Here is a 15,073-nt window from a genome sequence, read left to right as displayed (position 1 = left end):
GGCCCGGCACGGACGCGTCCGTGCCGGGCATCGACGTGTTCCGGTGGCCCGCCCCCGGACGCGCCACGGCGCCCACCCAAGTCCGGTCGGGGACGAGGCAGGCGCCGCGTTCAGTTCCGTACGCCGTTGTACGGGACGTCTGCTCCGGGACCGGCCGTCGAGTCACGGCCGGCTCCGGCGATCGGGGGTCAGACCATCAGGGAGCGGTCCGTCGGGCGGATCGGGGCCGGCAGGGCGCTGGTCCCGGTCAGGAAGCGGTCCACACCGCGTGCCGCGGAGCGGCCCTCGGCGATGGCCCACACGATGAGCGACTGGCCGCGGCCGGCGTCACCGGCGACGAAGACGCCTTCGACGTTGGTGGCGTAGTCGGCGTCGCGGGCGATGTTGCCGCGCTCGTCGAGGCCGAGGCCGAACTGCTCGACGAGGCCGTTGGCCTGGTCGGTGCCGGTGAAGCCCATGGCGAGGGTGACGAGCTGGGCCGGGATGACGCGCTCGGTGCCGGCCTTCTGCTCCAGCTTGCCGTCCTTGAACTCCACCTCGATGAGGTGCAGGGACTGGACGTTGCCGTCCTCGTCGCCCTCGAAGTGGGTGGTGGAGACGGAGTAGAGCCGCTCGCCGCCCTCCTCGTGCGCGGAGGTGACCTTGTAGAGCATGGGGAAGGTCGGCCAGGGCTGGTTGGCGTTCCGGTCCTCGCCGGGCCGCGGCATGATCTCCAGCTGGGTGACGGAGAGCGCGCCCTGACGGTGGGCGGTGCCCACGCAGTCGGCTCCGGTGTCGCCACCGCCGATGACCACCACGTGCTTGCCCTCGGCGCTGATCGGGGAGACCGTCAGGTCGCCCTCCTGCACCTTGTTGGCGAGCGGGAGGTACTCCATGGCGAAGTGGACGCCGTTCAGCTCACGGCCCGGGACCGGGAGGTCGCGGGAGACCGTGGCACCGGCCGCGACGACGACCGCGTCGTAGCGGCGGCGGAGCGCGTCGGCCGGCATGTCGGCGCCGATCTCCACCTCGGTGCGGAACTTGGTGCCCTCCGCGCGCATCTGCTCGATGCGGCGGTTGATGTGCGACTTCTCCATCTTGAACTCGGGGATGCCGTAGCGCAGCAGGCCGCCGATGCGGTCGGCGCGCTCGTACACGACCACGGTGTGGCCGGCCCGGGTCAGCTGCTGGGCGGCGGCCAGTCCGGCGGGGCCGGAGCCGATGACGGCGACGGTCTTGCCGGAGAGGCGCTCGGGCGGCTGCGGGGTGACGTCGCCGCTGTCCCAGGCCTTGTCGATGATGGAGACTTCGACGTTCTTGATGGTGACGGCCGGCTGGTTGATGCCGAGCACGCACGCCGACTCGCAGGGAGCCGGGCACAGCCGCCCGGTGAACTCCGGGAAGTTGTTCGTGGCGTGCAGGCGCTCGGACGCGGCGGTCCAGTCCTCGCGGTAGGCGTAGTCGTTCCACTCGGGGATGAGGTTTCCGAGCGGGCAGCCGTTGTGGCAGAACGGGATGCCGCAGTCCATGCAGCGGCCGGCCTGCTTGCTGATGATGGGGAGCAGGGAGCCCGGAACGTAGACCTCGTTCCAGTCCTTGACGCGCTCACCCACGGGGCGGGTCTGCGCGACCTCGCGCCCGGTGGTCAGGAAGCCCTTGGGGTCAGCCATTGGTCGCCGCCTCCATCATCTTCTCGGTGGTCTCCTGCTCGGAGAGACCGGCGAGCTCAGCGGCGTCCTTGGCGGCGAGCACTGCCTTGTAGGTGGACGGGATGATCTTGCTGAAGCGGGTCACGGCGGTGGCCCACTCGGCGAGGAGCTTCTCGGCGACGGTCGAGCCGGTCTCCTCCTGGTGGCGGCGCACGACGTCGTGCAGCCACTGGGCGTCGGCCTCGGTGAGTTCCTCGACCGCGCCGAGGTTACCCGAGTTGACGTTGTCGCGGTCCAGGTCGATGACGTACGCGATCCCGCCGGACATGCCGGCGGCGAAGTTGCGGCCGGTCTCGCCGAGGACGACGGCGTGGCCGCCGGTCATGTACTCGCAGCCGTGGTCGCCCACGCCTTCGGAGACGACGGTGGCACCGGAGTTGCGGACGCAGAAGCGTTCGCCGGTACGGCCCCGCAGGAACAGCTCGCCGCCGGTGGCGCCGTAGCCGATGGTGTTGCCCGCGATGGTGGAGTACTCGGCGAGGTGGTCGGCGCCGCGGTCCGGGCGGATGACGATACGGCCACCGGAGAGGCCCTTGCCGACGTAGTCGTTGGCGTCGCCCTCCAGGCGGAGGGTGACTCCGGCCGGGAGGAAGGCGCCGAAGGACTGGCCGGCCGAGCCGGTGAAGGTGATGTCGACGGTGTTCTCGGGCAGGCCCGCACCGCCGAACTTCTTCGTGACCTCGTGGCCGAGCATCGTACCGACGGTGCGGTTGACGTTGCGGATGGCGACCTGGGCGCGGACCGGCTGGGCGGCTTCCGCGCTGTCGGCGCCGAGCGCGTCGGCGGCGAGCTTGATCAGCTCGTTGTCGAGCGCCTTGGCGAGACCGTGGTCCTGCTCGACGATCCGGTGGCGGACCGCGCCCTCGGGGAGCTCGGGCACGTGGAACAGCGGCGCCAGGTCGAGGCCCTGGGCCTTCCAGTGCGTGACCGCCCGGTCGGTGTCGAGGAGTTCGGCGTGGCCGACCGCCTCTTCGATCGTGCGGAAGCCCAGCTCGGCGAGGATCTCGCGGACCTCCTCGGCGATGAACTGGAAGAAGTTCACGACGTACTCGGCCTTGCCGGAGAAACGCTCGCGCAGGACGGGGTTCTGCGTGGCGATGCCGACCGGGCAGGTGTCGAGGTGGCAGACGCGCATCATGACGCAGCCGGAGACGACGAGCGGGGCGGTCGCGAAACCGAACTCCTCGGCGCCCAGCAGTGCGGCGATGACGACGTCGCGGCCGGTCTTGAGCTGGCCGTCGGTCTGCACGACGATGCGGTCGCGCAGGCCGTTGAGGAGCAGGGTCTGCTGGGTCTCGGCGAGGCCGAGCTCCCAGGGGCCGCCCGCGTGCTTGAGGGAGGTGAGCGGGGAGGCGCCCGTTCCGCCGTCGTGGCCGGAGATCAGGACGACGTCCGCGTGGGCCTTGGACACACCGGCCGCGACCGTGCCGACGCCGACCTCGGAGACCAGCTTCACGTGGATGCGGGCCGCCGGGTTGGCGTTCTTGAGGTCGTGGATCAGCTGAGCCAGGTCCTCGATGGAGTAGATGTCGTGGTGCGGCGGCGGCGAGATGAGGCCGACGCCCGGGGTGGAGTGCCGGGTCTTGGCGACCCAGGGGTAGACCTTGTGGCCGGGCAGCTGGCCGCCCTCGCCGGGCTTGGCGCCCTGCGCCATCTTGATCTGGATGTCGTCGGCGTTGACGAGGTACTCGCTGGTGACACCGAAGCGGCCGGAGGCGACCTGCTTGATGGACGAGCGGCGCGCCGGGTCGTACAGGCGGTCGGCGTCCTCACCGCCCTCGCCGGTGTTGGACTTGGCGCCGAGCTGGTTCATCGCGATGGCGAGCGTCTCGTGCGCCTCGCGGGAGATCGAGCCGTAGGACATGGCGCCGGTGGAGAACCGCTTGACGATCTCGGCGGCGGACTCGACCTCGTCGACGGAGATCGGGGCGCGGTCGGACTTGAAGCCGAACAGGCCGCGGAGCGTCATCAGCCGCTCGGACTGCTCGTTCACCCGGTCCGTGTACTTCTTGAAGATGTCGTACCGGCGGTTGCGGGTGGCGTGCTGGAGGCGGAAGACCGTCTCCGGGTCGAACAGGTGCGGTTCGCCTTCGCGGCGCCACTGGTACTCGCCGCCGATCTCCAGCGCGCGGTGCGAGGCCGCGATGCCGGAGGCGGGGTACGCCTTGGTGTGCCGGGCGGCGACCTCCTTGGCGACGACGTCGAGGCCGGCGCCGCCGATCTTGGTGGCGGTGCCGTTGAAGTACGTCGCGACGAAGGACTCGTCGAGGCCGACGGCCTCGAAGACCTGGGCGCCGCGGTAGGAGGCGACGGTGGAGATGCCCATCTTCGACATGACCTTGAGGACGCCCTTGCCGAGGGCGTAGATCAGGTTGCGGATGGCCTGCTCGGGCTCGATGCCCTCGATGAACGTACCGGCGCGGACGAGGTCCTCGACGGACTCCATGGCGAGGTACGGGTTGACGGCGGCGGCGCCGTAGCCGATCAGCAGGGCGACGTGGTGGACCTCGCGGACGTCACCGGCCTCGACCAGCAGGCCCACCTGGGTGCGCTGCTTGGTGCGGATGAGGTGGTGGTGGACGGCGGAGGTGAGCAGCAGCGACGGGATCGGCGCGTGCTCGGCGTCGGAGTGCCGGTCGGAGAGGACGATGAGGCGGGCGCCGTCCTCGATGGCGGTGTCGACCTCGGTACAGATGGCCTCGATGCGGGCGGCGAGGGCGTCGCCGCCGCCGCTGACGCGGTAGAGGCCGGCCAGGGTGGCGGCCTTCATGCCCGGCATGTCGCCGTCGGCGTTGATGTGTATCAGCTTGGCGAGCTCGTCGTTGTCGATCACCGGGAAGGGCAGCGTGACGCTGCGGCACGTCGCGGCGGTCGGCTCCAGGATGTTGCCCTGGGGGCCGAGCGAGGAGCGCAGCGAGGTGACGAGCTCCTCGCGGATGGCGTCCAGCGGCGGGTTGGTGACCTGGGCGAAGAGCTGGGTGAAGTAGTCGAAGAGCAGCCGGGGCCGGGCGGAGAGCGCGGCGATCGGCGAGTCGGTGCCCATGGAGCCGAGCGGCTCGCCGGCGGTGCGGGCCATCGGGGCGAGGATGACGCGGAGTTCTTCCTCGGTGTAGCCGAAGGTCTGCTGGCGGCGGGTGACCGAGGCGTGGGTGTGCACGATGTGCTCGCGCTCGGGGAGGTCGCCGAGTTCGATCTCGCCGGTCTCCAGCCACTCCTCGTAGGGCTGCTCGCCCGCGAGGCCGGCCTTGATCTCGTCGTCCTCGATGATGCGGTGCTCGGCGGTGTCGACGAGGAACATCTTGCCGGGCTGGAGGCGGCCCTTGCGGACGACCTTGGCGGGGTCGATGTCGAGGACGCCGACCTCGGAGGAGAGGACGACGAGGCCCTCGTCGGTGACCCAGTAGCGGCCGGGGCGCAGGCCGTTGCGGTCGAGGACCGCGCCGACCTGGGTGCCGTCGGTGAAGGTGACGCAGGCGGGTCCGTCCCAGGGCTCCATCATCGTGGAGTGGTACTGGTAGAACGCGCGGCGGGCCGGGTCCATGGAGTCGTGGTTCTCCCACGCCTCGGGGACCATCATCAGCACCGAGTGCGGCAGCGAGCGTCCGCCGAGGTGGAGGAGCTCCAAGACCTCGTCGAAGGAGGCCGAGTCGGAGGCGTCCGGGGTGCAGACGGGGAAGATGCGGTCGAGCGCGGCCTCACCGAAGAGTCCGGAGGCGAGCTGCGACTCGCGGGCCTTCATCCAGTTGCGGTTGCCCTTGACCGTGTTGATCTCGCCGTTGTGCGCGACGAAGCGGTACGGGTGGGCCAGCGGCCAGCTGGGGAAGGTGTTGGTGGAGAAGCGGGAGTGGACGAGCGCGACGGCGGTGGCGAACCGGCGGTCGGACAGGTCGGGGAAGAACGGCTCCAGCTGCCCGGTGGTGAGCATGCCCTTGTAGACGAGGGTGCGGGCGGAGAGCGACGGGAAGTAGACACCGGCCTCCCGCTCGGCACGCTTGCGCAGGACGAAGGCCTTGCGGTCGAGGGCGATGCCGGTGCTGGTGCCGTCGGCGACGAAGATCTGGCGGAACTCGGGCATGGTGGCGCGGGCGCCGTTGCCGAGGAGGGCCGGGGCGACGGGGACCTCGCGCCAGCCGAGGACGGTGAGGCCCTCTTCGCCGGCGATCTTCTCGATCTCCGCGACGGCGTCGGCGGAGCCGTCGGCGGGGAGGAAGGCGATGCCGACGGCGTACGCGCCGGCTTCCGGGAGGTCGAAGCCGGTCTCTTCGCGGAGGAAGGCGTCCGGGACCTGGAGGAGGATTCCGGCGCCGTCGCCCGAGTCGGGCTCGGAGCCGGTGGCGCCGCGGTGTTCGAGGTTGCGCAGTACGGTCAGCGCCTGCTCGACCAGCGCGTGGCTGGCCACACCGGTCAGGGTGGCGACGAACCCGACACCGCAGGCGTCGTGTTCGTTACGGGGGTCGTACATCCCCTGCTGGGCGGGGCGACCGTCCATGGGCGACCAGGCGTGGATGCGCATCGGCTCTCCCGTCGTCGTCGTGGCATATGCATGGCCGAGGGACGACGTTGGCCCTCTGCGAAATTTCGTGCAGGTTACATGATGGGGCGCTTCTCGGTAAGCGGAAGGCCCGTTCCAACATGCGGACGTTGCATCGCGGAGGATGGGGTCGCAGTCGGAGAGATCAACGCCCGGGGAGCCGCAGAGAGCAGGCGCCGTTGCCTGCGGTGTCTGAGGCTCATGCCCGGCAGCCATGCGTTCGAAACCAGGAAGTAACGATTACTTATGTGGAGTCGCGCATAGGCTCTCATTTTACGTTGCGTGGGCCACATCCGCCCAGGGGCGGAAACCGGGACGTACGTCACACGCATTTCCGGGGTGTTGCGGGTTGCTTTCCAGGGAGTTGTATGGATGGGCGGCACGGGTGAACGATCCGACGCCCTCCGCACACGCCCTCGCACCCGCCCTCCGTACGCCGGCCGGCGGCACCTCGTGGCCACACCGTCGGGCCGCGCCGTCGGGCCGCGCCCCGTCGGCCGGGGGCACCCCGCCACCCGACTGCGCCCCGCGGGCGAATCCCGGCCGCACGCGGGACGGCCACCCGCGGGACGGCCGCACGTGGGACGGCCGCACGCGGGACGGCCACCCGCGGGACGGCCGCCCGGCGGACCGGCGGACCGGCGGACCGGCGGGTCAGCCGCCGACCGCCACCCCGAAGAGCCCGCCGAGGCCGTAGGTGAGCGCGGCGGCGGCGCCGCCGAGGGCCAGCTGCCGCAGCCCACTGAACCACCAGCTGCGCGCCGTCACCCGGGCCACCACCGCGCCGCACCCGAAGAGGCCGAGCAGCGCGAGCAGGACGGCGGGCCAGAGCGCGGAGGCGCCGAGCAGGAACGGCAGCAGCGGCAGCAGGGCGCCGAGCGCGAACGCCAGGAACGAGGAACCGGCGGCGAGGAGCGGCGAGGGCAGGTCGCCGGGGTCGATGCCGAGCTCTTCGCGGGCGTGTATCTCCAGGGCCTGCTCGGGGTCCGCGGAGAGCTGGCGGGCGACCTCCGCGGCCAGCTGCGGTTCGACGCCCCGGGAGACGTAGAGGTCCGCCAGCTCACGCATCTCGTCGTACGGGTGCTTGCGCAACTCACGTCGTTCGACGTCGAGTTCGGCCTCCACCAGCTCCCGCTGCGAGGCGACCGAGGTGTACTCGCCGGCCGCCATGGAGAAGGCCCCCGCGGCGAGACCGGCCAGCCCGGTGATGACGATGGTGCGGTGCGAGACGTCGCCGCCCGCGACCCCGGTCATCAGCGCGAGGTTCGAGACCAGGCCGTCCATGGCGCCGAACACGGCGGGGCGCAGCCAGCCGCCGTTGACGTCCCGGTGGGTGTGGTTGTCGCGGTGCGCCTCGTGCAGTACGGCGTCGGTCTCGATGATGGACACAGTGCTCCCCAATCCGCCGACGGCTCCGCAGCCCCTCCGCCGCCGCCCGACACCGTCGAAAGTACGCACGAGAATCGGCGCCCGCCAGCAAGGCAGGCCGTACTTACCACCGCTCTGACCAGGCAGGACAGGCATGGCTCACCTTCCTTGGAGAGCCTGCGCGGGGTCCGGCCGGCACCCTTTCGGGCGGGTCCGTCCCCGTTCACCCGTCCGGCTGTCCCATCGGCGGCGACCGTCATCCTTTCGGGTAGAGCTTCGGAAGGCGGATCCCCGTCCCCGCCTGGTTTTCCCGTTCCTCCGTCCAGCACCGCGCTTCGTTTCGTCTAGCTTCATCCGCATGGCCCTTTTATTCCGGTTGTCAGCCTTCCCGCCCGTCGGGCGTGGCACAGATCGGACAGAGGGAAATCGTGTACGGACGAAGGGTCGACCGATGGAACCGATCACGGGCAAGGACCGGGCCCGGGGCGCATTGCTCGGGCTGGCCGTCGGGGACGCGCTGGGTGCCCCGGCGGAGAATCTGCGACCGTCGGAGATCCGCGCCCGCTGGGGCCGGATCGAGGGTTTCGTCAGCGAGGACCCGGCCGGCACGGACGACACCGAGTACGCGATCTTCTCCGGGCTGCTGCTGGCCCGCCACGGTTCGGCCCTCACCGTCGCCGACGTGGACCGGGCCTGGCACCACTGGATCGCCGATCTGGACGAAGGGCCCTTCCGGGGCGCCGGGTTCAGCGAGCGCGGCACGCTGGAGAACCTGCGCCGGGGACTGGCCGCGCCGATCTCCGCGCAGCACCGGCACGCGTGGAGCGACGGGCTGGCGATGCGCGCGGCGCCCTTCGGGGTGTTCGCGGCCGGGCGGCCCGCCGAGGCGGCCCGGCTGGTGGCGGTCGACGGGCAGGTCAGCCACGACGGCGAGGGGATCTACGGCGGTCAGGCGGTCGCGGCCGGGGTGGCGGCGGCGATGGTCGGGGCGGGCCCCGCCTCGGTGATCGCGGCGGCCCTGTCGGTGGTGCCGATGGACTCGTGGACCGCGCGGTCCCTGCGCCGGGCGGTGACCGCGGCGCAGCGCGGTTACCCGGACCGGCTGACGGCCGAGCGCGCGGTGCGGTCGGCGGTGGTGATCGGCGGCTACCCGTGGACGGACCTGGCGCCGGAGGCGGTGGGGCTGGCGTTCGGCGCCTTCACGGCCGCGCGGGGCGATTTCCGGGCGGCGGTGCTGATGGCGGTCAACATGGGGCGGGACGCGGACACCACGGCGGCGGTGGCAGGCGCGCTGGCCGGGGCCTGGCAGGGGACGGCGGCGATCCCCGCGGAGTGGGCCTCCGCGATCGGTCCGGTGCGCGGCAGTTGTCTGCCCTCGATGCGGGGCTACCACGTGCTGGACGTGGCGGATCTGCTGACGGCGGGCGATCCCGCGGGCGCGCCGGAGGAGGCGGGGCAGGTGGCCGCTCCCCCGCCGGGCACGGACCGTGGGGCCGACGGCCCGGAGCGGGCGGAGCGGGAGTGGGCGGACCGGGAGGCCCCGGACCCGGAGGCGCCCGGCCGGGACCGGGACGGCGAACCCGTGCCGGTCGCCCTGCTGCACGCGGAAGGGGCGCTGCGATGACCGCCGCCGGTACGGAGGCCGCGCGCCCGGGGGCGGAGCGCCGGGAGCCGACCCGGCGGGCGCGGATCGAGGGCCTGCTGCTGGGGCTCGCCGCCGGGGACGCGGCCGGCTGGCCCGCCGCCCGGCACCGCGCGGCCCGGATGCCGGAGTGGACCCGGCGGCTCACCCGGGAGCTGGACACCTTCGCCGAGCAGAACGCGACGACCACGCTGCCGGTGCCGATCGCGCTGAACCAGCCGCCCGAGCCGCTGCGGCTGGGCCCGTCGGACGACGCCGAGTGGGCCGCGTTCGCCGCCGGTACGGTGCTCGCCGCGGCGGCCGACGAGGCGTACGGGCTCGCCCCATCCCGCCGGATGCGCGACGCGGTGGACCGCGCCTGGAACGCGCTGGCCGCCAAGGTCGCGGCGGCCAGTGAGCGGGCGCCGGAGGTGGAGGCCGCGGTGCTGCCGCTGCGCGCCCGGATCTCGGTGCGCGCCGGGCTCGGCAACCTCGCCGCGGGGCTGCGACCGCCGGCCACCGGGCACGACAACCCGCACTACTTCGACGACGCCGCCTGCGTGCGGGCCGCGGTGCTCGCGGTGGTGCACCCGGGCGATCCGGCCGCCGCGGCGGCGCTCGCCGAGTTCGACGCCCGCTACACGCAGGACGGCGACGGGGTGCACGGGGCGCGGGCCGTAGCCGCCGCGATCGCCGAGGCGCTCGCCGGGGCTGACGTGAGAGCGGTGGTGGACGCGGCGCTCGCGCAGTTGCCCGAGGGCACCGAGATCGCACGCAACGCGGTGCACGCGGTGCGCCTGGCACGGGAGTTCGCGGACGAGCCCGCCGGGGCGTTCTCGCTCGTCCCGGTGCTGGAGCACCAAATCGTCGACCACGTCTACAGCTACGGGATCGCGGCGGCCGAGACGGTGCCGGTGGCGCTGGCGCTGACCACCGCGGCGCGGGGCCAGATCGCCCAGGCGGTCCCGGCCGCCGCGTGCCTCTCCCGGGTCGCGGATTCGGCGCCCGCGCTCGCCGGGGCGCTGACCGGGACGCTCGGCGGCATCCGGACCGTACCGTCCGGGTGGCGGGAGGCGTGCCGCACCCTCGCCGGATGCGCGCTGCCCCGGCTCGCGGGCATGGATCTGATCGAACTCGCCGGGCTGCTCGCAGCCACGGAACAGGCCGCCCCGGGTGGACAATTCAGCCATGATGCACGCAGTGAGTACTCAACACCCCGTATCGGACACGCTTTCCCTCGATGAACGAGTGAGCGGTGCCCTCGTCGGCGCCGCCGTCGGCGACGCGCTCGGGGGTCCGGTCGAAGGCTGGACCTCCGAGCAGATCGCGGAGCGGCACGGCGGACGGGTGCACGGCATCGTCGGCCCCTGGTACGGCGACGACTGGCGCACCGCCCGCCCGATCGCCCCGTACCACAAGGGCGATGGGCACGTCACCGACGACACCTTGATGACCCACGCGCTGGTGCGGGTCTACGACAAGGTCCGCGACCACCTGGACGCGTACTCCGTCGCCACGCACCTGGTCCCGGACCTGATCTCCACCCCGCGCTGGATTCCGGAGCTGGAGGCGGAGGCGCTGCCGCTCCAGCGGATCTTCCTCGCGGAGAAGTGGCTCGTGGCGCGGGTGCACTACGGGCACGTCGACCCGCGCGAGGCGGGCAGCGGAAACATCGTCAACTGCGGTGCGGCGATGTACATGGCGCCGGTCGGGCTGGTCAACGCGGCGCATCCGGAGGCGGCTTACGCGGAGGCGCTGGAGGTCGCGGCGCCGCACCAGTCCAGTTACGGCCGGGAGGCGGCCGGGGTGTTCGCGGCGGCGGTCGCCGCGGCGTGCACGCCGGGGGCCACGCCGGTCTCCGTGGTGGAGGCGTGCCTGGCGCTCGCCAAGGACGGTACCCGCGCGGCGATCGAGGCGGTGTGCGAGGAGGCGGCCCGGCACGGCGACCCCGAGTCGGCGCTGGTGCCGCTGCGGGAGGCGGTGGCCCCCTTCGACACGGTCGGCCCGGACTACCGCTCCCCTTCGCTGGGCGCGCGGCGGCCGTCCCGGCTGCACGCGATCGAGGAACTGCCCGTCGCCCTGGGCATGCTGCTGGCCGGCGGCGGCGACTACCGCCGCACGGTGCTGGGTTCGGTGAACTACGGGCGGGACTGCGATTCGATCGCCACCATGAGCGGGGCGATCGTCGGCGCGCTGTACGGGGAGGCGGCGGTGCCCGAGGAGTGGGCGAAGACGGTCGCCGCGGCGAGCCGGCTCGACCTGCAGGCCCCGGCGCGCACCCTGACGGCGGTGGCCCGCGAGGTGTTCGCCGCCGACACCGCCCGCCGCCGCGCCCACGAGGCGGCCTTCGTGGCACTGGCGGGTGAGCGGTGAACGTCCGGCTGACCTGGGTCCAGCCCGAGGACCTGATCGGGCACGAACTGCGCCAGGCCGGGCAGGACGGCCGCGACGCCTCGGAGATCGCGGCGCGGTGGTACGCGGCCGGGGGGCCGCCCGCACCGGAGCGGGCCGGGGCCTCCGAGCCGCCCGCACCGCCCCGGCTGCGTGCGCTCGCCGAACGACTGCTCGACGAACTCGGCGTCTTGGACAGTCCGTTGGCGGACCAGGAGCCGACGGACCTGGCGGAGATCCGGGCGCTCTGCCCCCGGTGGCCCACCTCGCCGGCGGCCCGGCCCGCCCCGGACCGGGGCCGGCTGCACGCCGCATGGCTGGGCCGGGCTGCCGGCTGCCTGCTCGGCAAGCCGGTGGAGAAGCTTCCGCTGGAGGGCATCCGCGCGCTCGCCCGGGCCACCGGCAACTGGCCGCTGTCCGACTGGTTCACCGCCCGGGGCGTGCCCGCCGGGCTGCTCGCCGCGTATCCCTGGAACCGCCGCTCGGGGCCGACCTCGCTGGCGGAGAACATCGACGGGATGCCGGAGGACGACGACCTCAACTTCCCTCTGCTGACGGTGCTGTTGCTCCGGCGCCACGGGCGCGGCTTCACCACGGACGACCTCGCCCGGCTCTGGCTGGACGAGTTGCCGGCGGGCCGGGTGTTCACCGCCGAGCGGATCGCGTACCGCAATCTGCTGGACGGGGTGGAGCCGCCCGGCACGGCCAGGTACCGCAACCCGTTCCGGGAGTGGATCGGAGCGCAGATCCGTGCCGACGTGCACGGCTGGACCTGTCCCGGCGATCCGGGCGCGGCGGCGGAGCAGGCGCACCGGGACGCGGTCCTCACCCACACCGCGAACGGCGTGTACGGGGCGATGTTCACGGCGGCGGCGCTGGCGGAGGCGGCCGGTGGGGCGAACGACGTGCACGGCTGCCTGGCCGCCGGGCTGCGGGTGGTGCCGCCCGGGTCCCGGTACGCGCGCGCGGTGCGGCTCGGCATCGGGACGGCCGAGGCGGCGAAGGCCGCCGGGACGGCAGGCGCCGCGGGGACGGCGGGCGGCTTCGACGCCGTCGTCGACCGGCTGCACGAGGTCTACGCCGCCACGCACCACTGGGTGCACGTGCTGCCCAACGCGGCGCTGCTGGCCGCCGCCCTCACCCACGCCGACGGCGACTTCACCCGCTCGGTCGGCAACGCCGTGATGGGCGGCTGGGACACCGACTCGAACGGCGCGACCGCCGGGTCGCTCGCCGGGCTGCTGGCAGGCGTTCCGGGCGCCCTGCCGGACCGCTGGACCGCCCCGCTGAAGAACCGGCTCGCCACCTCGGTGCCGGGATTCGACGGCATCGGGTTCGACACCCTCGCCGAACAGACCTACCAGGAGGCTCTGCGCCCATGACCCGTATCGCGGTGCTCGGCAGCATCAACATGGATCTCGTCGCCTATGTCGCACGGGCGCCCGCGCTCGGCGAGACCGTCGCCGGGAAGGAGTTCCGCACGGTGCCCGGCGGCAAGGGAGCCAACCAGGCGGTCGCCGCCGCGCGGGCGGGCGGGGAGGTCACGATGGTCGGCGCGGTCGGCGCCGACGCGTACGGCTCGCAGTTGCGGGGCGGCCTGGGGAGCGCGGGGATCGACACCCGTCTCGTGCGGACGGCCCGGGGCGCGAGCGGCACGGCGCACATCGTCGTCGACGACTCCGGCGCCAACGCGATCGTGGTGGTGCCCGGCGCGAACGGTACGGTCACCGCGCTCGGCCCCGCCGAGCGGGAGGCGGTCGCCTCGGCCGATCTGCTGCTGCTCCAGCTGGAGCTGCCGCTCTCCGCGGTGGCCGAGGGGGCGCGGGCCGCGCGGGCCCGGGGCGTGCGCACCATCCTCACCCCGGCCCCCGTCCAGCCGCTGCCGGACGAACTCCTGGACCACGTCGACCTGCTGGTCCCCAACGAGCACGAGGCGGCGCAGCTCTCCGGCCACGAGGACCCGGAGGCCGCCGCGCGGGTGCTGCTCCGCAGGGTGCCGGAGGTCGTCGTCACCCTCGGCTCGAAGGGCTGTCTGTACGCGGCCCGGGGCGCCGAGCCGGTGCGCTTCCCCGCCCTTGAGGTGACCACGGTCGACACGACCGGCGCGGGCGACACCTTCGTCGGGACGCTGGCCGTGGCCCTCGGTGAGGGGCGGCCGGTCGCCGAGGCGGTCGCCTGGGCGTCCTCGGCCGCCGCCCTCTGCGTCCAGAAGCCCGGCGCGTCCACGTCCATGCCCTATCGAAGCGAGATCGATGCCTCATGACCGAATCCGGGACCACCCCCACGCACACTCCTCTGTCGGGCCTGCGGGTCCTGGACCTCGCCACCCTGTTCGCCGGTCCGCTCGCGGCGACCATGCTCGGTGACTTCGGCGCCGAGGTGATCAAGGTGGAACATCCACGCAAACCCGATCCTTCGCGCGGCCACGGCCCCGCGAAGGACGGGGTCGGCCTCTGGTGGAAGCTGCTGGGCCGCAACAAGCGCAACCTCACCCTGGACCTGTCCAGCCCCGGCGGGCGCGAGGTGCTGCTGCGGCTGGCCGCGGAGACCGATGTGATCATCGAGAACTTCCGGCCCGGGACCCTGGAGCGCTGGGGTCTCGGCTGGGAGGAGCTGGAGGCGGTCAACCCGCGGCTGGTGCTGACCCGGGTGACGGCCTTCGGGCAGTTCGGCCCGTACTCGCACCGGCCGGGCTTCGGGACGCTCGCCGAGGCGATGAGCGGTTTCGCGTCGATCACCGGTGAGCCGGAGGGGCCGCCGACGCTGCCGCCGTTCGGCCTCGCCGACTCGATCGCGGCGCTCGCCACCGCGTACGCCGTGATGGCGGCGCTCGCCGGGCGCGACCGCACCGGGCGGGGGCAGGTGGTCGACATGGCGATCATCGAGCCGATCCTGACGGTGCTGGGCCCGCAGCCGCTCTGGTTCGACCAGCTCGGCCACGTCCAGCAGCGCACCGGCAACCGCTCGCGGAACAACGCCCCGCGCAACACCTACCGCACGTCGGACGGCCAGTGGGTCGCGGTCTCCACCTCGGCGCAGTCGATCGCCGAGCGGGTGATGCGGCTGGTCGGGCGGCCCGAGCTGATCGACGAGCCGTGGTTCGCCTCGGGCGCGACCCGGGCGGAGCACGCGGACGAGCTCGACGGGGCGGTCGGGTCGTGGATCGCCCGGCACACCCGGGACGACGCGCTCGCCGAGTTCGAGAAGGCGGAGGCGGCCATCGCCCCCATCTACGACGTGCGGGACGTGATGGAGGACCCGCAGTACCGGGCGCTGGACAGCGTGACCGAGGTGGACGACCCGGAGCTGGGGCCGCTGCGGATGCAGAACGTCCTCTTCCGGCTCTCCGAGACCCCGGGCGGCATCCGGTGGGCGGGCCGCCCGCACGGGGCCGACACCGAGGAGATCCTGACCGAGCTCGGCCTCTCCGGCGAGCGGATCGCGGCGCTCCGTTCCGAGGGGGCGCTGTGACGT

The 15,073-nt window shown here is 73.2% G+C and carries 9 protein-coding genes; 6 read left to right on the top strand and 3 right to left on the bottom strand.

The window, feature by feature from the left end:
- Positions 1-188 precede the first annotated feature (188 nt).
- The 3 genes from ACFWEE_RS19920 to ACFWEE_RS19910 all read right to left on the bottom strand — a co-directional run bounded on the left by ACFWEE_RS19920 (position 189) and on the right by ACFWEE_RS19910 (position 7,608).
- Positions 189-1,649: a glutamate synthase subunit beta gene (locus tag ACFWEE_RS19920; protein WP_386890739.1), complete on the bottom strand. Its 1,461-nt coding sequence runs from the start codon at positions 1,647-1,649 to the stop codon at positions 189-191.
- A complete protein-coding gene (gene gltB / locus ACFWEE_RS19915) occupies positions 1,642-6,201 on the bottom strand; it encodes a glutamate synthase large subunit (RefSeq protein ID WP_386890737.1) in 4,560 nt (1,519 codons plus the stop codon). The genes ACFWEE_RS19920 and gltB overlap by 8 nt, the downstream gene beginning before the upstream one ends.
- A gap of 672 nt (positions 6,202-6,873) precedes the next feature.
- Entirely contained in the window at positions 6,874-7,608 is a 735-nt protein-coding gene (locus tag ACFWEE_RS19910; RefSeq protein ID WP_386890735.1) for a VIT1/CCC1 transporter family protein, read from the bottom strand.
- Between the two features lie 430 nt (positions 7,609-8,038).
- On the opposite strand from ACFWEE_RS19910, the gene ACFWEE_RS19905 reads away from it, so the two are divergent.
- Genes ACFWEE_RS19905 through ACFWEE_RS19880 form a run of 6 tightly spaced genes read left to right on the top strand, consistent with a single transcriptional unit; the run spans position 8,039 to position 15,070 of the window.
- Positions 8,039-9,211, top strand: a complete 1,173-nt coding sequence (locus ACFWEE_RS19905) for an ADP-ribosylglycohydrolase family protein (RefSeq protein WP_386890734.1) — start codon at positions 8,039-8,041, stop codon at positions 9,209-9,211.
- On the top strand, positions 9,208-10,452 hold the full coding sequence (locus ACFWEE_RS19900) for an ADP-ribosylglycohydrolase family protein (RefSeq protein ID WP_386890732.1): 1,245 nt from the start codon (positions 9,208-9,210) through the stop codon (positions 10,450-10,452). Before ACFWEE_RS19905 ends, ACFWEE_RS19900 begins: the two co-directional genes overlap by 4 nt.
- Positions 10,397-11,581, top strand: coding sequence for an ADP-ribosylglycohydrolase family protein (locus ACFWEE_RS19895; RefSeq protein ID WP_386890731.1), 1,185 nt, complete (start codon positions 10,397-10,399; stop codon positions 11,579-11,581). Before ACFWEE_RS19900 ends, ACFWEE_RS19895 begins: the two co-directional genes overlap by 56 nt.
- Positions 11,578-12,981, top strand: a complete 1,404-nt coding sequence (locus ACFWEE_RS19890) for an ADP-ribosylglycohydrolase family protein (protein WP_386890730.1) — start codon at positions 11,578-11,580, stop codon at positions 12,979-12,981. The genes ACFWEE_RS19895 and ACFWEE_RS19890 overlap by 4 nt, the downstream gene beginning before the upstream one ends.
- On the top strand, positions 12,978-13,862 hold the full coding sequence (gene rbsK / locus ACFWEE_RS19885) for a ribokinase (protein WP_386890729.1): 885 nt from the start codon (positions 12,978-12,980) through the stop codon (positions 13,860-13,862). The genes ACFWEE_RS19890 and rbsK overlap by 4 nt, the downstream gene beginning before the upstream one ends.
- Positions 13,859-15,070 carry a CaiB/BaiF CoA transferase family protein gene (locus ACFWEE_RS19880; protein WP_386890728.1) on the top strand — a complete coding sequence of 404 codons (1,212 nt, stop codon included), beginning with the start codon at positions 13,859-13,861 and terminating at the stop codon, positions 15,068-15,070. The genes rbsK and ACFWEE_RS19880 overlap by 4 nt, the downstream gene beginning before the upstream one ends.
- The last annotated feature ends 3 nt before the right edge of the window (positions 15,071-15,073 follow it).

Origin of the sequence: Streptomyces sp. NPDC060184 (assembly GCF_042728795.1) — a bacterium.
In the GTDB taxonomy this organism is placed as follows: domain Bacteria; phylum Actinomycetota; class Actinomycetes; order Streptomycetales; family Streptomycetaceae; genus Streptomyces.
The sequence above is the reverse complement of the archived record's forward strand: the minus strand, read 5'-3'. Positions and strand labels throughout refer to the sequence as shown.

Excerpts from the sequence above, each read along its gene's own strand:
- ACFWEE_RS19880 (WP_386890728.1), top strand. The coding sequence starts at position 13,859 with ATGACCGAATCCGGGACCACCCCCACGCACACTCCTCTGTCGGGCCTG.
- ACFWEE_RS19920 (WP_386890739.1), bottom strand. The coding sequence starts at position 1,649 with ATGGCTGACCCCAAGGGCTTCCTGACCACCGGGCGCGAGGTCGCGCAG.
- ACFWEE_RS19905 (WP_386890734.1), top strand. The coding sequence starts at position 8,039 with ATGGAACCGATCACGGGCAAGGACCGGGCCCGGGGCGCATTGCTCGGG.
- ACFWEE_RS19900 (WP_386890732.1), top strand. The coding sequence starts at position 9,208 with ATGACCGCCGCCGGTACGGAGGCCGCGCGCCCGGGGGCGGAGCGCCGG.
- gltB (WP_386890737.1), bottom strand. The coding sequence starts at position 6,201 with ATGCGCATCCACGCCTGGTCGCCCATGGACGGTCGCCCCGCCCAGCAG.
- ACFWEE_RS19895 (WP_386890731.1), top strand. The coding sequence starts at position 10,397 with ATGATGCACGCAGTGAGTACTCAACACCCCGTATCGGACACGCTTTCC.
- rbsK (WP_386890729.1), top strand. The coding sequence starts at position 12,978 with ATGACCCGTATCGCGGTGCTCGGCAGCATCAACATGGATCTCGTCGCC.